The organism is Haemophilus influenzae (assembly GCF_003494325.1).
Lineage (GTDB): Bacteria > Pseudomonadota > Gammaproteobacteria > Enterobacterales > Pasteurellaceae > Haemophilus > Haemophilus influenzae_I.
Map to the genome: position 1 here is coordinate 326,655 of NZ_QQIK01000002.1, position 22,334 is coordinate 348,988.

26 protein-coding genes, 1 tRNA gene and 1 pseudogene are annotated in these 22,334 nt (G+C 37.6%); 12 read left to right on the forward strand and 16 right to left on the reverse strand.

The window, feature by feature from the left end:
* The first annotated feature begins 237 nt into the window (after positions 1-237).
* Positions 238-459 carry a hypothetical protein gene (locus DV356_RS04760; protein ID WP_239994846.1) on the forward strand — a complete coding sequence of 74 codons (222 nt, stop codon included), beginning with the start codon at positions 238-240 and terminating at the stop codon, positions 457-459.
* Here DV356_RS04760 and DV356_RS04765 read toward each other — a convergent pair.
* Together DV356_RS04765 and DV356_RS04770 are read right to left on the reverse strand one after the other, a co-directional pair.
* The gene (locus DV356_RS04765) at positions 452-1,441 is read right to left on the reverse strand and encodes a site-specific integrase (protein ID WP_239994847.1); all 990 of its coding nucleotides are present in this window, start codon (positions 1,439-1,441) and stop codon (positions 452-454) included. The genes DV356_RS04760 and DV356_RS04765 overlap by 8 nt on opposite strands.
* A gap of 224 nt (positions 1,442-1,665) precedes the next feature.
* A tRNA-Leu gene (locus DV356_RS04770) sits at positions 1,666-1,751 on the reverse strand.
* A gap of 283 nt (positions 1,752-2,034) precedes the next feature.
* Between DV356_RS04770 and fnr the strand changes: the two genes are divergently transcribed.
* The 3 genes from fnr (at position 2,035) to DV356_RS04785 (ending at position 4,895) form a co-directional block, all read left to right on the forward strand.
* Positions 2,035-2,808: a fumarate/nitrate reduction transcriptional regulator Fnr gene (fnr, locus tag DV356_RS04775; RefSeq protein ID WP_005650484.1), complete on the forward strand. Its 774-nt coding sequence runs from the start codon at positions 2,035-2,037 to the stop codon at positions 2,806-2,808.
* Between the two features lie 121 nt (positions 2,809-2,929).
* The gene (gene uspE, locus DV356_RS04780) at positions 2,930-3,859 is read left to right on the forward strand and encodes a universal stress protein UspE (protein ID WP_005656626.1); all 930 of its coding nucleotides are present in this window, start codon (positions 2,930-2,932) and stop codon (positions 3,857-3,859) included.
* A gap of 199 nt (positions 3,860-4,058) precedes the next feature.
* Positions 4,059-4,895, forward strand: coding sequence for a DUF4198 domain-containing protein (locus DV356_RS04785; RefSeq protein ID WP_118806606.1), 837 nt, complete (start codon positions 4,059-4,061; stop codon positions 4,893-4,895).
* Between the two features lie 83 nt (positions 4,896-4,978).
* On the opposite strand, the gene purN is transcribed toward DV356_RS04785, so the two are convergent.
* Complete coding sequence (purN, locus tag DV356_RS04790; RefSeq protein ID WP_118806607.1) at positions 4,979-5,617, reverse strand: phosphoribosylglycinamide formyltransferase; 639 nt, start codon at positions 5,615-5,617, stop codon at positions 4,979-4,981.
* 54 nt (positions 5,618-5,671) lie between these two features.
* Positions 5,672-6,706, reverse strand: coding sequence for a phosphoribosylformylglycinamidine cyclo-ligase (purM, locus tag DV356_RS04795; RefSeq protein WP_118806608.1), 1,035 nt, complete (start codon positions 6,704-6,706; stop codon positions 5,672-5,674).
* Between the two features lie 178 nt (positions 6,707-6,884).
* Between purM and DV356_RS04800 the strand changes: the two genes are divergently transcribed.
* Genes DV356_RS04800 through trpA form a run of 3 tightly spaced genes read left to right on the forward strand, consistent with a single transcriptional unit; the run spans position 6,885 to position 9,661 of the window.
* Positions 6,885-7,643, forward strand: a complete 759-nt coding sequence (locus DV356_RS04800; protein ID WP_050847137.1) for an SDR family oxidoreductase — start codon at positions 6,885-6,887, stop codon at positions 7,641-7,643.
* Positions 7,644-7,661: 18 nt separating this feature from the next.
* On the forward strand, positions 7,662-8,855 hold the full coding sequence (gene trpB / locus DV356_RS04805) for a tryptophan synthase subunit beta (protein WP_050847138.1): 1,194 nt from the start codon (positions 7,662-7,664) through the stop codon (positions 8,853-8,855).
* The gene (gene trpA / locus DV356_RS04810; RefSeq protein WP_050847139.1) at positions 8,855-9,661 is read left to right on the forward strand and encodes a tryptophan synthase subunit alpha; all 807 of its coding nucleotides are present in this window, start codon (positions 8,855-8,857) and stop codon (positions 9,659-9,661) included. Before trpB ends, trpA begins: the two co-directional genes overlap by 1 nt.
* A gap of 46 nt (positions 9,662-9,707) precedes the next feature.
* On the opposite strand, the pseudogene DV356_RS04815 reads toward trpA, so the two are convergent.
* Positions 9,708-10,044: pseudogene (locus tag DV356_RS04815) on the reverse strand (DsrE/DsrF/TusD sulfur relay family protein).
* Between the two features lie 19 nt (positions 10,045-10,063).
* Complete coding sequence (locus tag DV356_RS04820; RefSeq protein ID WP_114893537.1) at positions 10,064-11,017, reverse strand: oxidoreductase; 954 nt, start codon at positions 11,015-11,017, stop codon at positions 10,064-10,066.
* Between the two features lie 58 nt (positions 11,018-11,075).
* Between DV356_RS04820 and ybaK the strand changes: the two genes are divergently transcribed.
* Entirely contained in the window at positions 11,076-11,552 is a 477-nt protein-coding gene (gene ybaK / locus DV356_RS04825) for a Cys-tRNA(Pro) deacylase (RefSeq protein ID WP_118806609.1), read from the forward strand.
* Between the two features lie 156 nt (positions 11,553-11,708).
* Here ybaK and cspD read toward each other — a convergent pair whose 3' ends face one another.
* The 5 genes from cspD to thiI all read right to left on the reverse strand — a co-directional run bounded on the left by cspD (position 11,709) and on the right by thiI (position 14,732).
* Positions 11,709-11,927 carry a cold shock domain-containing protein CspD gene (gene cspD, locus DV356_RS04830; protein WP_005652728.1) on the reverse strand — a complete coding sequence of 73 codons (219 nt, stop codon included), beginning with the start codon at positions 11,925-11,927 and terminating at the stop codon, positions 11,709-11,711.
* A 148-nt stretch (positions 11,928-12,075) separates the two neighbouring features.
* Complete coding sequence (locus tag DV356_RS04835; protein WP_005628875.1) at positions 12,076-12,234, reverse strand: YoaH family protein; 159 nt, start codon at positions 12,232-12,234, stop codon at positions 12,076-12,078.
* Complete coding sequence (gene truC / locus DV356_RS04840; RefSeq protein ID WP_110426227.1) at positions 12,227-12,946, reverse strand: tRNA pseudouridine(65) synthase TruC; 720 nt, start codon at positions 12,944-12,946, stop codon at positions 12,227-12,229. The genes DV356_RS04835 and truC overlap by 8 nt, the downstream gene beginning before the upstream one ends.
* Positions 12,940-13,260 carry a YqcC family protein gene (locus DV356_RS04845; RefSeq protein ID WP_118806610.1) on the reverse strand — a complete coding sequence of 107 codons (321 nt, stop codon included), beginning with the start codon at positions 13,258-13,260 and terminating at the stop codon, positions 12,940-12,942. The genes truC and DV356_RS04845 overlap by 7 nt, the downstream gene beginning before the upstream one ends.
* Positions 13,261-13,274: 14 nt before the next feature.
* Entirely contained in the window at positions 13,275-14,732 is a 1,458-nt protein-coding gene (gene thiI / locus DV356_RS04850) for a tRNA uracil 4-sulfurtransferase ThiI (RefSeq protein WP_118806611.1), read from the reverse strand.
* 158 nt (positions 14,733-14,890) lie between these two features.
* On the opposite strand from thiI, the gene xseB reads away from it, so the two are divergent.
* Genes xseB through dxs form a run of 3 tightly spaced genes read left to right on the forward strand, consistent with a single transcriptional unit; the run spans position 14,891 to position 17,954 of the window.
* A complete protein-coding gene (gene xseB / locus DV356_RS04855; RefSeq protein WP_105898004.1) occupies positions 14,891-15,145 on the forward strand; it encodes an exodeoxyribonuclease VII small subunit in 255 nt (84 codons plus the stop codon).
* Positions 15,145-16,035, forward strand: a complete 891-nt coding sequence (ispA, locus tag DV356_RS04860) for a (2E,6E)-farnesyl diphosphate synthase (protein WP_042593401.1) — start codon at positions 15,145-15,147, stop codon at positions 16,033-16,035. Before xseB ends, ispA begins: the two co-directional genes overlap by 1 nt.
* A gap of 41 nt (positions 16,036-16,076) precedes the next feature.
* Positions 16,077-17,954, forward strand: a complete 1,878-nt coding sequence (dxs, locus tag DV356_RS04865) for a 1-deoxy-D-xylulose-5-phosphate synthase (RefSeq protein ID WP_118806612.1) — start codon at positions 16,077-16,079, stop codon at positions 17,952-17,954.
* Positions 17,955-17,989: 35 nt separating this feature from the next.
* Here the strand turns inward: dxs and DV356_RS04870 are convergent, their stop codons facing one another.
* The 4 genes from DV356_RS04870 to rplM form a co-directional block, all read right to left on the reverse strand.
* Positions 17,990-18,442, reverse strand: a complete 453-nt coding sequence (locus DV356_RS04870; protein WP_005650453.1) for a ClpXP protease specificity-enhancing factor — start codon at positions 18,440-18,442, stop codon at positions 17,990-17,992.
* A complete protein-coding gene (sspA, locus tag DV356_RS04875; protein WP_011961962.1) occupies positions 18,442-19,080 on the reverse strand; it encodes a stringent starvation protein SspA in 639 nt (212 codons plus the stop codon). Before sspA ends, DV356_RS04870 begins: the two co-directional genes overlap by 1 nt.
* A 180-nt stretch (positions 19,081-19,260) precedes the next feature.
* Positions 19,261-19,653 (reverse strand): 30S ribosomal protein S9, encoded by a 393-nt coding sequence (gene rpsI, locus DV356_RS04880; RefSeq protein ID WP_005631594.1) that lies wholly within the window; start codon positions 19,651-19,653, stop codon positions 19,261-19,263.
* Between the two features lie 16 nt (positions 19,654-19,669).
* Positions 19,670-20,098: a 50S ribosomal protein L13 gene (rplM, locus tag DV356_RS04885; RefSeq protein ID WP_005628896.1), complete on the reverse strand. Its 429-nt coding sequence runs from the start codon at positions 20,096-20,098 to the stop codon at positions 19,670-19,672.
* A 463-nt stretch (positions 20,099-20,561) separates the two neighbouring features.
* Here rplM and metF point away from each other — a divergent pair, with 463 nt between their 5' ends.
* On the forward strand, positions 20,562-21,440 hold the full coding sequence (gene metF, locus DV356_RS04890; protein WP_032823490.1) for a methylenetetrahydrofolate reductase: 879 nt from the start codon (positions 20,562-20,564) through the stop codon (positions 21,438-21,440).
* Positions 21,441-21,528: 88 nt separating this feature from the next.
* Here metF and bioD read toward each other — a convergent pair whose 3' ends face one another.
* Complete coding sequence (gene bioD / locus DV356_RS04895) at positions 21,529-22,257, reverse strand: dethiobiotin synthase (protein ID WP_116962325.1); 729 nt, start codon at positions 22,255-22,257, stop codon at positions 21,529-21,531.
* Positions 22,258-22,334: the final 77 nt, after the last annotated feature.

The window sequence follows — 22,334 nt, forward strand, 5'->3', positions numbered from 1 at the left end:
ACACCTAAAATCCGACAAAAGGAACAGAAAATGAACAAATTAATCATTACGCTCGTGTGTGCATTTGTAGTGTATATGGTGCACGCCCTAAACCTTAATCAAGACTTTGACGGCAAAATCTGTCATGCCGAACAGACACAACAATATTAACAAACCACCGCTCTTATGGGCGGTTTTTTATTGGAGGAAATATGGAACCAATTAAACTTTCGCAGAAAGCCGAAGAAGAAATTGTGAATGCGGCAAAAATGGCGGCGTTATCTAATAAGCCAAAATTTAATTACGCTTGAGGATATCGCAATATATTTTGGGCGACACTATCAAACCGTTGCCAAGATTATTTCAAAACTGCCTAATTTCCCAAAACCCGTTACGGTCGATCAACAAAATTCTCGCCCACGCTATATGGCAGGCGAAGTTCTTCGTTGGGGGCGGATCAATGCTAAACGTATTAGCTAATCAAGTAATTCCGCCACCTCCGCCATATCAGGGCATGATAGACATTTTGTAAAATCGAAATATCTTTATGCCCAGATATTTTGGCTAATGTCATCACATCTACTTTTTTAGATAGTCTAGTCAATGCCTCACGCCGTGTGTCGTGAAAATGCAAATAGTCTCGCTCGGCAAGTTTTTTGAGTTTTCGGAATGTTGCGTCAAGCACATTTGACTTAACATCAAAACACAATCCACCATCCCCTATCTCACCTTTTAACCGCTCTAAAATAGCGATTGCATTTTTAGTCAATGGCACGGTTCTTGATGTACCGTTTTTTGTCATAGGCAAAAATGCAGTACGTTTCTCAAAATTCACATTATCCCAACTAAGACTACAAATTTCCCCTGCTCTCATTGCAGTTTCAACGGCAAACAACATAGCCGCAGCCGTTCTCGCTTTTGCAGTTTTGAGCGTATCAACATATCCACTGATAGCTACAATGGCATTAATATCTTCTTCCGTTACTCGCTGAGTACGTGGCTTTCCTTTTTCGGGTAATTGAATGCCCACCATTGGGCTTTTTTGTATATACCCCCATCGCTCAAGAGCAATTTTGAATATGTGACCTATCGTAGATAATTCACGGCGTACACTTTCGCTTTTTACCGATTCTAATCTCTCCGCAATCCAATCCTCAATATCTTTGCGACTAACATCAGATATATATTTATCCGTAACGGGATGGCGTAAAAAGCGATTTAACCGATTAAATTCGTGCTTTTCGCCACGTTTTGTTGGCGTAATTTCGCTAAGATAGCGTTTGATGACATCAGAAAATAATGTGTCGGGTTGCAATCCTTGCGACTGCAATTCTATTTTCTTTTCCTCTTCCGCCCCCCACAACGTAGCCTCGGCTTTTGTTGAGCAAGTTTTGGATTTACGCACACCGTTTTTATAGATTTCTACTCGCCATTTATTACCACGCTTTCGAATTGTTGCCATTTTTTGCTCCTATTTTTTTGCTAGGGTACGTCAAAATTTAAAGGTTAGTTGGCGTAATTTTGGCGTAATCAATGCATAAAAATATATAAAAATACTTAAAAAATGGCAATATTTGAGTTTGGGATTGATAAGGAATTTATAGCGGATGTGAACGTAAAGTATTGATTTTACTGATTGAAATACATAAAAGAAAAACCCCTGACCAATGGTCAAGGGTTTGTATGTGGTGCCTAGGGTCGGACTCGAACCGACACGTTTATTCAACGGCGGATTTTGAATCCGCTGCGTCTACCAATTTCGCCACCCAGGCTTAATGGGGTTGAATTATACGTATATATAAGAATGTGACAAGCAAAATTTATTGGAAATAATCCATTTGTTTTAAAAATAAGCAAGAATTTTCTGTTTTCTAAAAATATCGCCAAACAAATGCAATAATTAAAATGCATAACATAATTAAAATTTGAGCTAAACGTTTTTTTGTTAATTTTTCAGCTGCCATAATGCTTTACTCTTCTTAATCTGACTAATTAGTGGTAGAATATTTGCGTTAGATCAATTTTACACTATTTTTTTCAATATTTGAGGCGTACATGAAAAATTTCGTTGCAGGAGCTCAATCAGGGCGCAAAATTCAATCAGGCGGTTGTGCGATTCATTGTCAGGATTGCAGTATTAGTCAGCTTTGTATTCCTTTTACCTTAAATGAACAAGAATTAGATCAGCTTGATAATATCATAGAGAGAAAAAAACCGATTCAAAAGTCTCAAGTATTGTTTAAAGCAGGAGATTCTCTCAATTCAATTTATGCTATTCGTTCTGGCACAATAAAAAGCTATACGATTAGTGAATCTGGCGAAGAACAAATTACTTCATTTCATTTGCCCGGTGACCTAGTTGGTTTTGATGCCATTACTCAAATGCAACACCCTAGTTTTGCGCAAGCTCTAGAAACGGCTATGGTATGTGAAATTCCTTTTGATATTTTAGATGATTTGGCAGGAAAAATGCCAAAACTACGCCAGCAAATTTTACGTTTAATGAGCAGTGAAATTAAAAGTGATCAAGAGATGATTTTATTGCTATCTAAAATGAATGCAGAAGAACGTTTGGCTGCTTTTATTCATAATCTTTCTAAACGCTATTCTGCTCGAGGTTTTTCAGCAAAAGAATTTCGTTTAACAATGACACGTGGCGATATTGGTAATTATCTAGGTTTAACAGTAGAAACCATCAGCCGCTTATTAGGTCGCTTTCAAAAACTCGGCGTGATTAGCGTACAAGGCAAATATATTACAATCAATGATTTAAATGGTTTAATTGAATTAACTGGTACGAATAAAACAAAAATTACATTAGTTAAATAAATTTAAGGCGTGAATATCACGCCTTTTTGTGCTTGATAAAAATAAATTTATCCAAATTAATCTTGTACCTTGCCATTCTTGCTATTCTTTTTTATCCTATGCTCCAATTTTGGAGGCTATTATGAAATTTAAAAATATTCTCGTTGTACTTAATCCCAGTAATGAAAAACAGTACGCCCTAGCTCGTGCAGTGCGTTTAGTTGAAGAACAAAAAAATGAAACTAAGGTAAAAATCACCGCACTTTTATCAGTCTATGATTTATCTTATGAAATGTCAGCTTTACTTTCTTCTGAAGAACGTTCAGAAATGCATCAACAAGTAATAGAAAAACACCGTCACGCTGTTCAATATTACTTAGATAAATATGCAAATCCAGAAATTGAATTACAATCTCATATTGTGTGGAATAGCAATGAAGCTGATGCAATTAACGAAGAAGTAGAAAATAATAATTACGATCTAGTCGTAAAATATACCAAAGACGAAGAAAAACTTACGTCTCTAATCTTTACTCCCATTGATTGGCAACTTCTTCGTAAATGCCCTATTCCTGTCTTAATGGTTCGTGATGGCGATTGGAAACATCAACGCCGTATTCTTGTGGCTGTTAATGTATCTGGAGAACAAGAATATCAAGATGAATTTAATCAAGAGCTGGTAGAAACTGGTATTTCACTCGCGGAAAATCTAAATCGTGGTAATGTCCATTTGGTGGCAGCCTACCCTTCCGCGCCAATTAATATGGCGATTGATTTGCCTGAATTTAATACTTCAGGTTATGAAAACGGTATTCGAGGTCAGCATCTCATTAATATGAAAGCGTTACGTCAGAAGTTTGGGATTGATGAAGATCATACTCACGTACGCGAAGGTTTCCCAGAGGAAGTTATTCCTGAAGTGGCGAAAGAAATTGAAGCTGAATTAGTGATTTTAGGCACAGTGGGACGCACAGGTTTATCTGCCGCATTATTAGGCAATACTGCAGAACATGTAATTAGTAAATTAAGTTGTAATTTATTAGGCATTAAACCATCGAAAAAAGACGATTAAAACATTTTCCTCAATTTATAAGACGCCCTAAATATTTTGTATTTAGGGCATTTTTATACTATTTCTTATGGTATTTTTCATTTTGTGATCTCGATCACAAATCTTAAAATTTTATTTAAATAGCTATTTAAATGATAGCTATTTTCATTTAGTATTTTGCACTCATTTTTTAACTCCCCCATTCTTATTAAGGAAATATATGAAAAAAACATTAATTGCAAGTTTATTGGTTTTAGCTGGTGCAGCGCAAGCTCATGAAGTTTGGGTTCAAGCACCTGCAAAATTGGCATCTGGTTCTGTATTAAAAGCAGAATTAGCTTATGGGGATTACCCTTATGTAGAAAAAATTCCTGAAGCACGCTTAAAAATTTTTGCACCAATGGAAATTATTCATCAAAATGGAGAAAAACAAACCTTAACCCAAAAAGGCGAAAACTATCAATATCAATCAGAGAAAGCATTGTCTGATGGTTCTTATTGGATAACAGCCACTTATAAACCAACTTTTTGGTCACAAAATGCTGAAGGTTGGAAAATGGATAATTTGAAAGGATTAGAAAACCCAACTTATTGCGAACAAACTCAAATGTTTGGCAAAAGTCTCGTTACCGTTGGTAAAAAACCATTAAATGCAGAAATGGCAATGACAAGAGTTGGTTTACCGCTAGAAATTGTTCCTTTGCGTGATCCAAGCAAAGCGAAATCAGGCGAACCGTTCCCTGTTCAAATTTTCTACCAAGATCAACCATTAGCAGGCGAAACTGTCATCGCAACCGCTGATACTATTATCGTGAAAGATCTTGAAGCAAGTACAGGTCATCGTGAACCACAAGGTTTTTCAGGTAAAACAGATAGTCAAGGACGTGTGAATATCATTCCATTAATTGATGGTATTTGGAAAATTAAAGTTATTCATAAAACACCATTTGCAGATCAACAAACTTGTCAGCAATCTGCAAGCTATAGCACATTAATTTTACCGGTTGGTAAAGGATTGGCTAAACTCCCACCAAAACCAGAACACCATCATCATTAACCTTGAAAGTGCGGTGGAATTTCACCGCACTTTTGCATCCTAATTAAATAAAAAATACAGAAATAGTCTGCCTAAATCCTAAGTTATTCATCTGCATATCCAGATTTTGGCAAGGGTTTCCCATCTAAATATGCCAAATTATCTTTAAGTCTTAACCGCCCTTCGGTAAACCATTTAATCACAAGCGGATAAATTTGATATTCTTGCTCACGGGTTCTAGCTTCCACTTCTTCTATGCTATCTTCGGGGAAGATTGGCACTTTTGCTTGTAAGACAATCGCACCACCATCTACTTCTTCATTGACAAAATGAACGGTTGTGCCGTGTTCATTGTCGCCTGCTTCAATCGCACGTTGGTAGGTGTTTAAGCCTGCGTATTTAGGAAGAAGAGAAGGATGGATATTTAAAATTTTCCCTGCAAAACTTTGAGTAAATTTTGGGGTAAGAATTTTCATATAACCAGCAAGAACGATCAAATCTACTGCTAGGCTTTGCAAATAATCGCCAATGGCATCGTCCATTTCGAAGTTATTGGCAAAATTTTTGCGAAGAAAGACCGCTTGCGGAATCTGTGCTTGTTTGGCTCGAATTAAGCCGTAAGCATCAGCTTTGTTACTTACCACACAAGCAATTTTGGCGGGAATATCGCCAGAATGGCAGGCATCAATAATAGTTTGTAAATTCGTTCCTTGACCAGAAATAAGGACGGCAATTTTTTTCATTTTCTTCCTTATAGAAATCAGCCCCAAAGGGCTGAATTGAAATTTAAGATTTTATTATTGAATCTCAACCTGTGCTTTGCCTTCGCCAAGAGGTGCAATTTTGCCGATAACCCACGCTTTTTCGCCCGCTTGTTCAAGCAATGCGATAGCGGTTTCAACCTCTTTTTCTGGTAATGCAATTACCATACCTACGCCACAGTTAAAAGTGCGGTACATTTCATAACGACTAATATTGCCTTTTTCTTGTAACCAGTTGAAGATCGCAGGCCATTGCCAGCTTGATTCATCAATCACTGCTTTAGTGTTATCAGGCAATACACGCGGGATATTTTCCCAGAAACCACCGCCTGTTAAGTGAGCAATGGCGTGAACTTCGGTCTGCTTGATCAGCTGTAAAATCGATTTTACATAGATTTTGGTTGGTGCTAAAAGGTGTTCGCTAAGCGGTTTGCTTTCTAATAAATCCGCTGGATTTGCACCGCTCACTTCAAGCACTTTGCGAATAAGTGAATAGCCGTTTGAGTGAGCACCACTTGAGCCGAGTGCGATAAGCGTGTCGCCCGTTTTTACTGCCGTGCCGTCAATAATCTCTGATTTTTCTACTACACCGACGCAGAAACCCGCTAAGTCGTAGTCGCCTTCATGGTACATTCCAGGCATTTCAGCGGTTTCGCCACCGACTAACGCACAGCCAGACATTTCGCAACCGTCTGCAATACCTTTGATCACGCTTGCTGCCACATCAACGTCTAATTTTCCTGTTGCATAGTAATCTAAAAAGAAAAGCGGTTCTGCCCCTTGCACGATTAAATCGTTTACACACATTGCTACTAAATCTTGACCAATGGTATCGTGTTTGTTTAAGTCAATCGCAAGGCGTAATTTTGTGCCAACGCCATCGGTGCCAGAAACTAAAATTGGCTCTTTATATTTGGTTGGTAAAGCACATAATGCACCGAAACCACCCAATCCGCCCATGACTTCAGAGCGGCGAGTGCGTTTTACATCGCCTTTGATACGTTCGACTAATTCATTCCCAGCGTGAATATCGACGCCAGCATCTTTGTAGCTAAGTTGTGTATTGCTCACGATTAACCTCGATCAATTGGAATAAAATTGGGCAGATTATATCATCAAGCAAACGTTTGCGGTATTGTTAAATTAATTCATTTAATGACATTTTTAAAATTAAAAGGAAATTGCTTGCAATCAAAACCTATTTGTACTACTTTAATAGTACAAATAAGCTCAAGATCTAGGAGAAAAAATGAAAACCACAACCGCATTAGTCACAGGTGCAACCGCAGGCTTTGGCTTGGCAATCTGTAAAAAATTGATCGAAGCAGGCTATAAAGTGATTGGCACGGGCAGACGTGCAGATCGATTAGCAGAAATTCATTCACAATTGGGCAATAATTTTCTACCACTTGCCTTTGACATTCGTGATGAACAAGCCACAATTAACGCTCTAAGCACCCTTCCTAAAGGTTGGCAAGCGGTCGATTTATTAGTGAATAATGCAGGTTTAGCCTTGGGATTAGAGCCAGCACATAAAGCGGATTTACAAGATTGGTATCAGATGATCGATACCAACATCAAAGGATTGGTTACTATCACTCGCCTTGTGTTGCCAAATATGGTGGCCCGTAATCACGGGCAGATTATCAATTTGAGTTCAATTGCAGGTACTTATCCTTATGCTGGCAGTAATGTATATGGTGGAACTAAAGCTTTTGTCACACAATTTAGCTTAAATTTACGAGCCGATTTGGCAGGCACAAAAATTCGAGTAAGCAATGTTGAACCCGGTTTATGTGGCGGTACGGAGTTCTCTAATGTGCGTTTTCACGGCGATGATGAAAGAGCGGCAAAAGTGTATGAAAACGTGCAATCAGTTCAGCCTGAAGATATTGCGAATATTGTATTATGGCTTCATCAACAACCTGAACACGTGAACATTAATCGCATTGAAGTAATGCCAACCGCTCAATCTTTTGCGGGAATGAGCGTTGCAAAAGATAACTAAAAAATAATAGGAAAAAATATGTCAGACACACTTCTAAATCCTTATTTTGGCGAATTTGGCGGAATGTATGTACCCGAAATTTTAGTGCCTGTTTTAAAACAATTAGAACAAGCCTTTGTGGAGGCTCAAAATGATCCTACATTCCAAGCAGAATTTGCTGATTTACTCAAAAATTATGCAGGCAGACCGACCGCACTTACCCTTTGTCGTAACTTAACCAAAGGCACAAAAACTAAACTTTATCTTAAACGTGAAGATTTATTACACGGTGGAGCTCATAAAACTAACCAAGTATTAGGGCAAATTTTATTGGCTAAACGTATGGGCAAAACACGTATTATTGCTGAAACTGGTGCAGGTCAGCACGGTGTTGCGACCGCCCTAGCTTGTGCCATGTTAGATATGCCGTGCCGTGTTTATATGGGTGCAAAAGATGTTGAACGCCAATCGCCAAATGTGTTCCGTATGCGTTTGATGGGTGCGGAAGTGATTCCTGTACAAAAAGGCTCTTGTTCTTTAAAAGACGCCTGTTGTGAAGCGATGCGAGACTGGTCAGCAAACTACGAAACCACCCATTATTTACTTGGAACCGCGGCAGGCCCCCATCCATTCCCGACGATTGTGAGAGAATTTCAAAAAATGATTGGGATTGAGACTAAACGTCAAATTCTCGAACGAGAAGGTCGTTTACCTAATGCAGTGATTGCTGCCGTCGGTGGCGGCTCGAATGCAATTGGTATGTTTGCGGATTTCATTGAAGAAACCGCTGTGAAACTCATCGGCGTAGAACCTGCGGGTAAAGGTATTGAAACGGGCGAACACGGTGCACCGCTCAAACACGGCACAACAGGTATCTATTTCGGAATGAAATCGCCAATTATGCAAGATAAAGATGGACAAATTGAAGAATCTTATTCTATTTCTGCAGGATTAGACTTCCCTTCCGTCGGGCCGCAACATGCTTATTTAAATGCGATTGGTCGTGCTGATTATGTATCGATTACCGATGAAGAAGCCCTCAACGCATTCCAAGAATTAGCAAAACACGAAGGTATTATTCCTGCATTAGAAAGCTCACACGCCTTGGCTTATGCCTTGAAATTGATTAAACAAAATCCTGAAAAAGAACAACTTTTAGTGGTTAATCTTTCAGGACGAGGCGATAAAGATATTTTTACCGTTGATAAAATTTTAAATGGAGGAACGAACTAATGAGCCGTTTTGAAACGCAATTTGCGACACTTAACGTAAAAAATGAAGGTGCTTTCGTGCCGTTCGTTACCCTTTGCGACCCTACTTTCGACCGCTCTTTTGAGATCATTTGCACACTTGTCGATAACGGTGCGGATGCTTTAGAACTCGGTTTCCCTTTTTCCGATCCGCTACTCGATGGCCCAGTTATTCAAGCAGCGAATAATCGAGCTTTAACTGCAGGTCATAGCAGTGAAGATAGCTTTAAACTATTGGAAAAAGTGCGGTCAAAATATCCAGAGATTCCGATTAGCTTATTACTTTGTGCCAATTTAATTTTTGCCAAAGGTTTAGAGTCTTTTTATCAACGTTGTGCAGAAGTGGGTGTTGATGCTGTACTTGTAGCAGATATTCCGTTACTCGCAAAAGAAGATTATGTACAAGCGGCTAAAAAATACGGTATTCAACCCGTCTTTATTTGCCCACCAAATGCGGACGAGAAAACGATCCAAGGTGTAGCGGAAAATAGCGAAGGCTATACTTATTTAGTTTCTCGTGCTGGCGTAACCAGTGCTGAAAATCAAGCCCACGCAGCAAATTTGGACACCCTTGTAGAACAGCTTAAAGCCCACAATACTCCACCAATTTTACAAGGCTTTGGCATTGCTCAACCAGAGCAAGTTAAAGAAGCCTTAGCTTTGGGGGCAGCTGGTGCAATTTCAGGTTCGGCAACAGTAAAAATTATTGAGCGAAATTTAGATAATCACGAGCAATGTTTAGTTGAATTAGCTGAATTTGTTCAAGCAATGAAAGCAGCAACAAAATAAGCAAAAAAGAACCCGCACTTGTGGCGGGTTTCTTTTATCGAGAAAATTAAAAATTTAATACTTTGTCGGCTTCCATTGTCCAGTCAGCCAGCTCTGCTAACCTGCCTATTTCCACGCCCTCTGCCAACGGCAGTTCAGTGATACCACGTGCATTTGTACAGGTTTTACAAAGTTTAATTGTCGCCCTTTGCGCTGTTAAAATTTCCAACATTTGTTGTAAATGTTTTGCTAAACCGCCAGTTACCGCATCAGACATTAAAAATACTTTTAAATTAACCGCACTTTTATGCTGCTCTTGCAACTGTAAAGCCAAACGTAATGCACTAAAAAAAATGCTCGTCACCATAAGGAGGTGAATGGATAATAAATAGAATATTTTGCATACTCTTCTCCTTAATTTCATTAATAACCTTGCTGATAAATTCCTTCCAACAATTTCACTGAAAGTAAGGCGAGATTAAAGCGTTGTTCATCTGCCACAGACCAAAATTCTACGCCATTTTCTACCGCACTTATTTGACTTAAATGAAGTTTTACTGATTCTTCGCCATTTTCTTGCTCTCCATTAAGTACAGGCGTAGTTAATGTTTCTTCTAAAGCGATAAGATCACTATTTTGAGGCTGATAGTCGAAATCATAATCTGAAAGTGCGGTAACTTTTTGCGCCAATCCATAAAATACAGGCACTTGGATTGCGTGGAATGTAGCACGATCTAATTGAGGAAAAATTCGTTGTAATTGAGTGGATAAATTAGATGTTTGATGCGGATAAACATCAAATGCTAATCTAGTTTTTCCTTCATCTAATGGAATACCATTTAATAAACGGGCTGTTTGTCCCGCAAGTTTAGTCACGGTTTCTGCATCCGTATAAGAAGCCGGCAATAAAGAGGTGACAAACACTTGATTGAGATTAGTCTCTTGTAAAATCGGGGCAAGCGTTAAGGCAAGTTGGCTTACTTGTGGATCAGGCAAGCTAACAATGTTACGTTGTCTCAGTTCAAATAATTGTGATTCATTTACGGTTGGAACAACAACTGGCACATCTGAAAGTGCACTACAAACGCCTAACATATCAATGACAATACAGCCCTGCTCTGCTGCTTGCGCAATATGGGAAACTTGCTCAAGTTTTCCAGCAAAAAAGACATAATTAAAATCAACCCATTCAACTTCATTTGGAGAAAGCTGTTCAACGCCTTTATTGCGAAAACGAATATTTTGTTCTTCTTCAAAAGGTGTTATTTCAACAATAGAAACGCTGCTAATTTCAAGCGCACTTTGTTCTAAACGCTCTACAATTTTTTCACTTAATTCAAATTCTGCTGCTATCGCAATATTTAAGGTTGCGTCCATTTTTCTCTCCGCTGTAAAATAATCGGCATTATTTTACACCAAAACCAAGAACGAAATAATGACACCTGCAATTGATTTACTTAAAAAACAAAAAATTCCTTTTATCTTGCATACTTATGATCATGATCCAAACAATCAACATTTTGGTGATGAGGCGGCCGAAAAATTAGGCATTGATCCTAACCGCTCCTTTAAAACCTTACTTGTGGCGGAAAATGGCGATCAGAAAAAACTCGCTTGTTTTGTGCTTGCAACGGCCAATATGCTGAATTTAAAGAAAGCGGCAAAATCTATCGGTGTGAAAAAAGTCGAAATGGCAGATAAAGATGCGGCGCAAAAAAGTACAGGTTATCTTGTGGGGGGAATTAGTCCGCTGGGTCAAAAGAAACGCGTGAAAACTGTGATAAATTTAACCGCACTTGAGTTTGAAACGATTTATGTTTCAGGCGGAAAACGGGGGTTAAGTGTAGAAATTGCACCACAAGATTTAGCAAAAGTATTAGGCGCAGAATTTACTGATATTGTTGATGAATAACTGATGGATTTATAAATTTAAAGGCGGATTTCTTATTTAATACGAACTAAAAGGACTAAGCTTTTTTTAATCACAAAGCTTAGTCCTTTACTGACTTTCTAACTTTAATTCTTGTCTTTTAAGTTAGGATTAATAGAAAAAAATTTAGGGTATTTATTATTCTTGAGTATCCGCAATTGGGATTATTTTTGTGGCGTGAGATCCTTTATCGCTGTGGAGAACTTCAAATTGTACTTTTTGACCCGCTTTTAATGAACGATAGCCGTCCATTTCAATCACTGAATAATGTGCAAAAATATCGGCATCTACACCTTCTGCGGAAATGAAACCAAATCCTTTTGCATTATTGAACCATTTTACAATACCAATTTCCATAAAAGACCTCTCTAGGCTTCGCCTATTAAAACAATAAATCAACAAGACTCTCGCCTTATTACCTACTAATTAGGTTCGCTATGTTTAAATATTTTGAACGGTTATGCAACGAGCAATATTCAAAAATGATAAGTAGATCACAAAAAATTTAATTTTCTGGAGTTTTTTTATCATTTTTATGAATTTCTCGTAGTGCTTTCGCCACTATTTGAATCGCTTCTCCACTACTAATTCCTTTTGCCATAAGTTCTTGAATTTGTTCAACTGCTTTTTGTTGCTGTTCGTGTGTTAAGTTAATATCAAACATTTTCCCATCCAAATTGATTCATTAATTGCTGCCATTGTTCATCTAAACCTGCTGTAATTGTTATTTGCTCTTTCGTTATTGGATGAATAAAAGACAAACTATCAGAATGTAAAAATAATCGAGAACAACCTAAATGTGACATTAATGCACGATTTTGATGTAAGTCACCATATTGCGTATCCCCTAAAATTGGGTGAAAAATATGTTTCATATGGCGACGTAATTGGTGTTTTCTGCCTGTATGAGGGATTAATTTAACTAAAGAATAACGCGCCGTTTGATAACGCCCAGCAGGATAAGGCATTTCGACTATTTTTAATCCTTCATAATCAGTAACGGCTTCTTGAGGCTCTTTATCTTCTTGAGAAAATTTATCTGCGATTTTATCCAATTGAATTTTTAGTGGATAATCTATCCGCTCTTTTCCCTGTAGATACCCACGCACTACAGCCAAATAAGATTTCTGAACGTACTTTTGTTCAAACTGTTCACACATTAAATTCGCAATTTCACTGCTCAATGCAAATAACAACACGCCAGATGTCGGTCGATCTAAACGATGAATAGGAAATACGTGCTGACCAATCTGATCTCGCAAAGTTTGCATCACAAATTGAGTTTCGTGAGGATCTAACCAACTGCGATGAACCAGCATACCAGCAGGCTTATTCACCGCAACGAGAAACTCATCTTGATATAAAATTTCTAACATTGGTTCTTGTTCAGAAGTTCTTCTAAAGCAACTAAAGGAGTTAATAGTTGTTGTAACTCATTAAATTCCTTCATTGCTTCTTCAATATAAGGAGAAATAGCAATTTTATTTGGTAAAGTAGAACCACTTTCTAACAATGCCTGCATGCGTGGAATAAATACCCATTGTAGCCACTCTTTGGCAGACATCGTATCAATTGAAAAAGGTTCTTTACTTAAAAAAGCCTCTGCAGCAGGGGGCATCGTTTGCCATAAATTAAGCTGCTGCATGGTAATTTGAAGTTGTTTAAGATGCTGTTTAGTTTGATTACGCATATTTTATATCCTAATTAATGAATGTTTTTTGCAAATACACGCACATTTGAAAAACCATTTTCTTTCAAATATAAGGCTTGTAATTTACTCATTACACCACGTTCACAATACAACACGTAACTTTTACTTTGATCAAGGCTACCAAATTGAGAAGAAAGTTTGTAGAACGGCATTTGAATGACGTCATGTGTACCTGATTCAAATGGCTTTTCATCCGTTTCTTCTGGGCTACGAATATCCAAAATCACTTCATTTTCACCTAATACAGAAATTGCCTCGACTTCCACGACTGCTTTTTCTGTTTCTTCTGCAATCTGGCGAATATCTAAATATTTTGCATTTTGTACCGCACTTTCAAGAATCTCAAAATTAAAATGCCCTTCTTCTTTAAGAATCTTTTCACGAACCGCTTTGATCGTAGGATTTTTTGAAATCACGCCACAAAATTCCGGCATAGATTTTGCAATATCGTCGGTACCAATTTCTTTCGCCATTGCGATAATTTGTTCTTTATCATGGGTAATTAACGGACGTAATACTAAGGCATCAGCGGCTTCATCAATCAAGCGTAAATTGGTTAAAGTTTGGCTAGAAACTTGCCCTAATGCCTCCCCTGTCACAATTGCTTCAATATTAAAACGTTGAGCGACTTTACTTGCGGCTCGCACCATCATCCGTTTTAATACCACACCCATTTGTCCGTTATCGACTTTCTCTAAAATCTCACCGACAACCCCTTCAAAGTTGATCGCAATAAAGCGCACTTTATGTGAAGCACTATAGCGTTGCCAAATATGATAAGCCATTTGTTTAACGCCAATTTCATGGGCTGTGCCGCCAAGATTAAAGAAACAATAATGAACTCGGGAACCACGACGAATCAACATATAACTCGATACGCCTGAATCAAATCCCCCTGAAATTAAAGAAAGTACATCCTCTTGCGTACCAATCGGATAACCGCCAATCCCAGCGTGACGTGCTTTAACTAACATCATTTTGTCATCTTCAATATCAATACGAACTGTCACATCTGGATTTTTCAACCGCACTTTTGCGCTTTCAATATGTTGATTTAATCCACCGCCGATATAACGTTCTGCTTCAATCGAACTAAATTTATGTTTTCCTTTACGTTTTACTCGAACGCAAAAGGTTTTGTCTTGAAGTTGTTGTGCGACATCAGCAAGCGTCAATTCAAAAATATGATGCAAATCGGTAAATGGTTTTTCTTCAACTTCTAAAAAATGATGAATACCAGGAATACGTTGTAACAAGGCGATTAATTCTTCACGATTTTCTTCATTTTTTGACCGCACTTCAATGTAATCCCAGTGGCGTACAACTGCGGTTTCTTCATCATATTTCTGTAAAATATTGCGGATATTAGAGGTTAAAATTTTTGCGAAACGTTTACGCACAGTTTCGCTTTTAATCATAATTTCAGGAAAAAGTTTAACGATAAATTTCATATAAATAGCTTAGGTATTTCTTGGGTATTTAAAGTGGCGAGTATTTTACGCAAAGATAGTGAAAAGTCCACTGGTCCTAGCTTGAAATAATTTTTTAACAACTCAAGTAAAATACAGTACAATGGCAAACAATTTTTACCGTGAAAAAGGATAATTCCATGGCGCGTAAACCCGCATCTTCACAAGATTTTGAAACAACATTAGCGAAGTTAGAAAATATTGTTGCTCATTTAGAAAATGGTGATCTGCCGTTAGAAGAAGCGTTAAAAGAATTTGAACAAGGTGTGCAACTCGCTAAGTTAGGGCAAGAACGTTTACAACAAGCAGAACAACGTATTCAGATCTTATTGCAAAAAACAGAAGACGCGCCACTGAATGATTATAAAGGGAATGATTATAAAGGGAATGCTTAATGGGTCACTTTTCTGAAGAATTACAACAGGTTCAAACTCGTATCAATCGCTTTTTAGAAGCTCAATTTGAGGGCATTGAAAGTCATAATGCGCCTTTGCTTGAGGCGATGAAATACGCATTATTACTTGGCGGTAAGCGAGTTCGCCCTTTCTTAGTTTACGCAACAGGTCAAATGCTTGGTGCAGAGAAACAAACCTTAGATTACGCTGCCGCTGCCATTGAAGCCATTCACGCCTATTCCTTAATTCACGATGATTTACCTGCAATGGATGATGACAATCTACGTCGTGGACATCCTACTTGTCATATCCAATTTGATGAAGCTACAGCTATTCTTGCGGGCGATGCGCTGCAAAGTTTCGCATTTGAAATATTAACCAAAACACCGAATATTTCTGCTGAACAAAAACTGGCTTTAATTCAAATTTTAGCGCAAGGCGCTGGTGTGCAAGGAATGTGCTTAGGACAAAGTTTAGATCTTATTTCTGAGCATAAACAAATTAGTTTAAGTGAATTAGAATTAATTCATCGTAATAAAACGGGTGCATTGCTAATTGCCGCATTGAAATTAGGTTTCATTTGTTCTCCGCATTTTACCGACAAAAGGTTAGAACAATCCTTAACACAATATGCAAAAGCCATTGGTTTAGCCTTTCAAGTTCAAGACGATATTTTAGATATTGAAGGCGATAGTGCAGAAATTGGCAAACAGGTGGGCGCCGATCTTGATTTAGATAAAAGTACATATCCAAAATTACTTGGATTAAGTGGCGCAAAACAAAAAGCGCAAGATCTATATCAAAGTGCTTTGTCTGAATTAGAAAAAATTCCTTTTGATACAACCGCACTTCGTGCATTAGCTGAATTCGTTATTACCAGAAAAAGTTAAATACTCACAAAAGTGCGGTCAAAATTTATCACGTTTTTAAAATGACTAATAATATGAACAATTATCCTCTTTTATCTTTAATTAATTCTCCAGAAGATTTGCGTCTTTTAAATAAAGATCAGCTACCACAACTCTGTCAAGAATTACGTGCTTATCTTTTAGAATCTGTTAGTCAAACTAGCGGACATTTAGCGTCAGGTTTAGGCACTGTAGAGCTAACCGTTGCGCTGCATTATGTATATAAGACGCCATTTGATCAGTTAATTTGGGATGTGGGACATCAAGCTTATCCACATAAAATCCTAACGGGTCGCCGAGAGCAAATGTCCACAATTCGCCAAAAAGACGGTATTCATCCTTTTCCTTGGCGTGAAGAAAGTGAATTTGATGTATTAAGTGTTGGTCACTCCTCTACGTCTATTAGTGCGGGATTAGGCATTGCCGTTGCCGCAGAACGAGAAAATGCAGGTAGAAAAACAGTATGTGTCATCGGTGATGGCGCAATTACTGCGGGAATGGCATTTGAGGCATTAAATCACGCAGGGGCATTGCATACAGATATGTTAGTTATTTTAAATGATAACGAAATGTCTATTTCAGAAAACGTTGGCGCATTAAATAATCATCTTGCGCGTATTTTCTCTGGCTCTCTTTACTCTACGCTTCGTGATGGCAGTAAAAAAATCCTTGATAAAGTTCCTCCAATCAAAAACTTTATGAAAAAAACCGAAGAACATATGAAAGGTGTAATGTTTTCGCCAGAAAGTACATTATTTGAAGAACTCGGTTTTAACTATATTGGCCCAGTGGATGGGCATAACATTGATGAATTAGTGGCAATGCTTACGAATATGCGTAATCTGAAAGGCCCACAATTTTTGCATATAAAAACGAAAAAAGGTAAAGGATACGCCCCCGCAGAAAAAGATCCGATTGGTTTCCACGGTGTACCTAAATTTGATCCAATCAGTGGCGAATTGCCCAAAAACAATAGTAAACCAACTTATTCGAAAATTTTTGGCGATTGGCTATGTGAAATGGCAGAAAAAGATGCCAAAATTATAGGCATCACACCTGCAATGCGTGAGGGTTCAGGTATGGTAGAATTTTCCCAACGCTTCCCAAAACAATATTTTGACGTAGCGATTGCAGAACAGCACGCCGTCACGTTTGCCACTGGACTCGCAATTGGCGGATATAAACCTGTCGTCGCAATTTACTCGACATTTTTACAACGTGCTTACGATCAATTAATTCACGATGTTGCCATTCAAAATCTCCCTGTGCTATTTGCGATTGATCGAGCAGGGATAGTTGGCGCAGATGGGGCTACACATCAAGGTGCATTCGATATTAGCTTTATGCGTTGCATTCCAAATATGATCATTATGACGCCGAGTGATGAAAATGAATGCCGTCAAATGCTCTATACAGGTTATCAATGTGGAAAACCTGTGGCAGTGCGCTACCCTCGCGGAAATGCCGTTGGTGTAAAACTTACTCCTTTAGAAATGCTTCCTATTGGTAAATCACGTTTAATTCGAAAAGGTCAAAAAATTGCGATTTTAAATTTTGGTACTCTATTACCATCCGCTTTAGAGTTATCAGAAAAACTCAATGCAACGGTTGTCGATATGCGTTTTGTGAAACCGATTGATATTGAAATGATTAATGTGCTTGCACAAACTCACGATTATTTGGTCACATTGGAAGAAAATGCAATTCAAGGTGGAGCGGGATCTGCTGTTGCGGAAGTACTAAATTCATTAGGAAAATCAACCGCACTTTTACAACTTGGTTTGCCAGATTATTTTATTCCACAAGCGACACAGCAAGAAGCATTGGCAGATTTAGGATTGGATACAAAAGGCATTGAAGAAAAAATTCTCAACTTTATTGCAAAACAAGGTAATTTATAAAAATAAACGCGATGATAATTTCATCGCGTTTTTTCTTAATCCACAATTCTTAAATGGGAAACTGATTTTGTTTTCTTTTTTTCTTCTCGTTTTTTAGGCTTATCTACTGCTTCATAAAAACCTGTTGGTTGTTCAGTATCTGGCTCAATGTTAAGTTCATCATAAATTTCCTCAGGTTCAAACATCACGCCATCGCCATTCTCACGAGCATAAATCGCAAGGGCTGCGCCCATTGGAATATACAGTTCACGAGAGACGCCTTTAAAACGTGCATTAAACTGGATGAAATCATTTGTAAGTTGTAAATTGCCCGTAGCACTGGCAGACAAGTTTAATACAATCTGTCCATCTTTTACATATTCGACAGGAACATTCACACCTAAGTAAGTCGCATCAACAACTAAATAAGGCGTAAAACTATTATCTACTAGCCAATCATAATAGGCACGTAATAAATAAGGGCGTTTAGGAGAAGATTTATATTCCATTATTTATCATCCATTAAATTTTTTGGTGCAGCTTCACCTACAGATTGCAAAAAAGAATCACGTGTAAACACACGTTCCATATAAGCTTTAATCGCTTTACTTCCTGTGCCTGTAAATTCCACGCCTAAATGTTTTAATTTCCATAATAATGGTGCAACATAGCAATCAACCAAACCAAATTCTTCATTCATAAAATAAGGCATCTGTTGAAAAATTGGTGCAATCCCTAATAGTTCTTCTTTTAACTGTTTTAATGCTGAAGTTTTTTCTTTTTCTGTGCCATTTTCTGCTTTTGCAAGGGTTGGATACCAATCTTGTTCAATACGTAACATTAAAAGTCGATCTTTAGCACGAGAAACAGGATAGACTTGCATTAATGGAGGATGTGGAAAACGCTCATCAAGATATTCCATTATGATGCGTGAATTAAATAATACGAGATCACGATCAACCAACGTAGGCACAGTGCCGTATGGATTTAATTCCATTAAATCTTCTGGTAGAGCTTGCAAATCAACTTCTGCGTTTTCATAAAGCACACCTTTTTCTGCCAAAACAATTTTGGCCTGATGGCAATAAATATCATCTTTATTTGAAAAAAGGGTCATTACTGAACGTTTACTTGATGCGCTGGACATTTATTCCTCCGAAGATCCAAAAATATTCTAGGTTTTTAAGGGGCAACATTTTACCATAAAGCATTACCCATTTGCCAATATAATCTTTTTTATTGTTTTATAATCAATAAGTTAGAGTAACTCAAATAATAAAAAAGCAGAGATTTCTCTCTGCTTTTCTTTTGGAAACGAAAATAAAAATTAACGTTTTGAGTATTGTGGACGACGACGTGCTTTGTGTAAACCCACTTTTTTACGTTCAACGCGACGTGCGTCACGAGTAACGAAACCAGCTGCACGAAGTGCTGGGCGTAATGTTTCATCGTATTCCATCAATGCACGAGTGATACCGTGACGGATCGCACCCGCTTGACCAGAAATACCACCACCTTTAACAGTGATGTATAGGTCTAATTTATCAGTTAATTCAACCAACTCTAATGGCTGACGTACTACCATACGCGCTGTTTCGCGACCAAAGTAAACATCTAATTCACGTTGGTTGATGGTGATTTTACCACTGCCCGGTTTGATAAATACACGAGCTGAAGAGCTTTTGCGGCGGCCTGTGCCGTAGTTTTGATTCTCTGCCATTTTCTAAACCTCGTGATTAAATATCTAATACTTGTGGTTGTTGTGCAGCGTGTTGGTGTTCAGCACCTGCATACACTTTTAATTTACGGAACATTGCACGGCCTAATGGACCTTTTGGCAACATACCTTTAACCGCAATTTCAATCACTGCTTCAGGACGGCGAGCGATCATTTCTTTGAAAGTCGCTTGTTTAATACCACCTACATAGCCAGTGTGCCAGTAGTAAAGTTTATCTGTTTCTTTACGACCAGTTACTGCCACTTTGTCTGCGTTGATAACGATGATGTAATCACCAGTATCTACGTGTGGAGTGTACTCAGCCTTGTGTTTACCACGAAGACGACGTGCTAATTCAGTCGCTAAACGACCTAAAGTTTTACCTGTCGCATCTACTACGTACCAGTCGCGTTTAACCGTTTCTGGTTTTGCTACAAAAGTTTTCATTAATTAATTACCAAAAATTAGTTTGATACCCAGTGTTCTTATGAACACAACCATTAATCTTAATCATCACCCCTTCGAGTGCGATCTCGATAAAATAATGTACGATGGGAATTCGCACATTTACAGGGTCGGCGTATTATACTCGTTTTTTCATAAAATGCTAATTTTTTGCGCTAAAAAATAAATCTATTGTATTTATTTAACACGCATTTATCTTTCTATAAAAATATACAAAAAATTACCGCACTTTCTTTTTCGTTGTAAAATGGGATAAATCATTGCTAACAAAAGTGCGGTAGTTTTGAGTATGTGTTGATCTAAAAATTAGTTATTATTGAACAATAATTATCCATTCATTGAATTATTAATAATAATCATACTTTTAATGAATAAATTGAAATTGACTCATATTAAAACCTATTTTATTGTACAAATACTATTTTAGAATCCTAAAGGAAGCCTTATGAGCTACGCGAAAGAAATTGATACATTAAATCAACATATTGCAGATTTTAATAAAAAAATTAATGTCTCCTTTGAATTTTTTCCACCTAAAAACGAAAAAATGGAAACCCTTCTATGGGATTCAATTCATCGTTTAAAAGTATTAAAGCCTAAATTTGTGTCAGTCACTTACGGCGCAAATTCGGGAGAACGTGACCGCACTCACGGCATTGTGAAAGCCATTAAACAAGAAACTGGCTTAGAAGCCGCACCACATTTAACTGGAATTGATGCCACACCTGAAGAATTAAAACAAATTGCGAGAGATTATTGGGATAGTGGTATTCGCCGTATTGTTGCGTTACGCGGTGATGAACCTAACGGTTACGCGAAAAAACCATTTTATGCGTCAGATCTTGTGGAATTACTCCGTTCTGTCGCTGATTTTGATATTTCTGTAGCCGCTTATCCTGAAGTTCATCCAGAAGCAAAATCCGCACAAGCAGACTTAATTAATTTAAAACGTAAAATTGATGCAGGTGCAAACCACGTCATTACACAATTTTTCTTTGATATTGAAAACTACCTACGTTTTCGTGATCGTTGTGCATCAATTGGTATTGATACTGAAATCGTACCCGGTATTTTACCTGTTACTAATTTTAAACAACTCCAAAAAATGGCATCATTCACTAATGTGAAAATTCCAGCGTGGTTAGTTAAAGCCTATGATGGTTTGGATGATGATCCAACTACACGTAATCTTGTAGCAGCAAGTGTTGCAATGGATATGGTAAAAATTTTATCTCGCGAAGGCGTGAATGACTTCCACTTTTATACATTAAATCGTAGTGAATTAACTTATGCTATCTGTCATATGTTAGGTGTAAGACCTTAATTATCACAATAATATATTTCTTTTCAAACACAAAATAAGGGCGATATTTCGCCCTTATACAAAACTAAAAAAATTCAACCGCACTTTATTATTTTATGAACTCTGTTTGCATATACATTAATCGATCTATATTCGTTAAATAATGCCCTAATTCTTGTTCTTCGGGTTTATGTAAATAAGGAATTTTACCTAAAAGCGGCGCATCAATATGTTCAACAAGTAAATCAACAATTTCTGCATAATGGCTTAATAATGGATTAATTCGATTTGCTATCCAACCTAATAACGGCACACCCAATTGTTGGATAACCTTTACCGTCAATAAAGCGTGATTTACACAACCATCTTTAATTCCAACTACAAGTACTACTGGCATTTTTCGTTGAGTAATCCAATCTGCAAAACTTTTTCCTTCTGCCATTGGTGTCATTAAACCAAAAGATCCTTCCACCACAACAGATTGATAAGTTTGATTCAAACGCGTTAAATCATAATTAATTTTATCTAATTTAATTCGCATTTTATCTTGCGTGAGCATGGGTGCACAGTGGCTAAAAGTATAACTATTAATATCCTGATAAGACACATTTTCTTTTGTTGAATGCATCAGCGTTAATACATCAGCATTTACGAAATGATCATAATCAGATGTATTTTCTGATTGTGCGATAGGATAAATACTCTCTTCTCCACAACAAGCAATAGGTTTATAGCCGACAACTTGCACGCCCTGCCCTTGCAAGGCTTGAATCATTGCGCGCGCTGCTGTTGTTTTCCCCACATTCGTATCTGTCCCTGCGACAAAAAAGCTACTCATTTTTTTCTCCTTTAAAAAGTGCGGTGGATTTTAAAGGAATTTTTTATTTAATAATTTGAGATAACGCAAATTTTCAC

Excerpts from the sequence above, each read along its gene's own strand:
- DV356_RS04760 (WP_239994846.1), top strand. The coding sequence starts at position 238 with ATGCGGCAAAAATGGCGGCGTTATCTAATAAGCCAAAATTTAATTACG.
- DV356_RS04765 (WP_239994847.1), bottom strand. The coding sequence starts at position 1,441 with ATGGCAACAATTCGAAAGCGTGGTAATAAATGGCGAGTAGAAATCTAT.
- fnr (WP_005650484.1), top strand. The coding sequence starts at position 2,035 with ATGAAAAATTTCGTTGCAGGAGCTCAATCAGGGCGCAAAATTCAATCA.
- uspE (WP_005656626.1), top strand. The coding sequence starts at position 2,930 with ATGAAATTTAAAAATATTCTCGTTGTACTTAATCCCAGTAATGAAAAA.
- DV356_RS04785 (WP_118806606.1), top strand. The coding sequence starts at position 4,059 with ATGAAAAAAACATTAATTGCAAGTTTATTGGTTTTAGCTGGTGCAGCG.
- purN (WP_118806607.1), bottom strand. The coding sequence starts at position 5,617 with ATGAAAAAAATTGCCGTCCTTATTTCTGGTCAAGGAACGAATTTACAA.
- DV356_RS04800 (WP_050847137.1), top strand. The coding sequence starts at position 6,885 with ATGAAAACCACAACCGCATTAGTCACAGGTGCAACCGCAGGCTTTGGC.
- trpB (WP_050847138.1), top strand. The coding sequence starts at position 7,662 with ATGTCAGACACACTTCTAAATCCTTATTTTGGCGAATTTGGCGGAATG.
- trpA (WP_050847139.1), top strand. The coding sequence starts at position 8,855 with ATGAGCCGTTTTGAAACGCAATTTGCGACACTTAACGTAAAAAATGAA.
- DV356_RS04820 (WP_114893537.1), bottom strand. The coding sequence starts at position 11,017 with ATGGACGCAACCTTAAATATTGCGATAGCAGCAGAATTTGAATTAAGT.
- ybaK (WP_118806609.1), top strand. The coding sequence starts at position 11,076 with ATGACACCTGCAATTGATTTACTTAAAAAACAAAAAATTCCTTTTATC.
- cspD (WP_005652728.1), bottom strand. The coding sequence starts at position 11,927 with ATGGAAATTGGTATTGTAAAATGGTTCAATAATGCAAAAGGATTTGGT.
- DV356_RS04835 (WP_005628875.1), bottom strand. The coding sequence starts at position 12,234 with ATGTTTGATATTAACTTAACACACGAACAGCAACAAAAAGCAGTTGAA.
- truC (WP_110426227.1), bottom strand. The coding sequence starts at position 12,946 with ATGTTAGAAATTTTATATCAAGATGAGTTTCTCGTTGCGGTGAATAAG.
- DV356_RS04845 (WP_118806610.1), bottom strand. The coding sequence starts at position 13,260 with ATGCGTAATCAAACTAAACAGCATCTTAAACAACTTCAAATTACCATG.
- thiI (WP_118806611.1), bottom strand. The coding sequence starts at position 14,732 with ATGAAATTTATCGTTAAACTTTTTCCTGAAATTATGATTAAAAGCGAA.
- xseB (WP_105898004.1), top strand. The coding sequence starts at position 14,891 with ATGGCGCGTAAACCCGCATCTTCACAAGATTTTGAAACAACATTAGCG.
- ispA (WP_042593401.1), top strand. The coding sequence starts at position 15,145 with ATGGGTCACTTTTCTGAAGAATTACAACAGGTTCAAACTCGTATCAAT.
- dxs (WP_118806612.1), top strand. The coding sequence starts at position 16,077 with ATGACTAATAATATGAACAATTATCCTCTTTTATCTTTAATTAATTCT.
- DV356_RS04870 (WP_005650453.1), bottom strand. The coding sequence starts at position 18,442 with ATGGAATATAAATCTTCTCCTAAACGCCCTTATTTATTACGTGCCTAT.
- sspA (WP_011961962.1), bottom strand. The coding sequence starts at position 19,080 with ATGTCCAGCGCATCAAGTAAACGTTCAGTAATGACCCTTTTTTCAAAT.
- rpsI (WP_005631594.1), bottom strand. The coding sequence starts at position 19,653 with ATGGCAGAGAATCAAAACTACGGCACAGGCCGCCGCAAAAGCTCTTCA.
- rplM (WP_005628896.1), bottom strand. The coding sequence starts at position 20,098 with ATGAAAACTTTTGTAGCAAAACCAGAAACGGTTAAACGCGACTGGTAC.
- metF (WP_032823490.1), top strand. The coding sequence starts at position 20,562 with ATGAGCTACGCGAAAGAAATTGATACATTAAATCAACATATTGCAGAT.
- bioD (WP_116962325.1), bottom strand. The coding sequence starts at position 22,257 with ATGAGTAGCTTTTTTGTCGCAGGGACAGATACGAATGTGGGGAAAACA.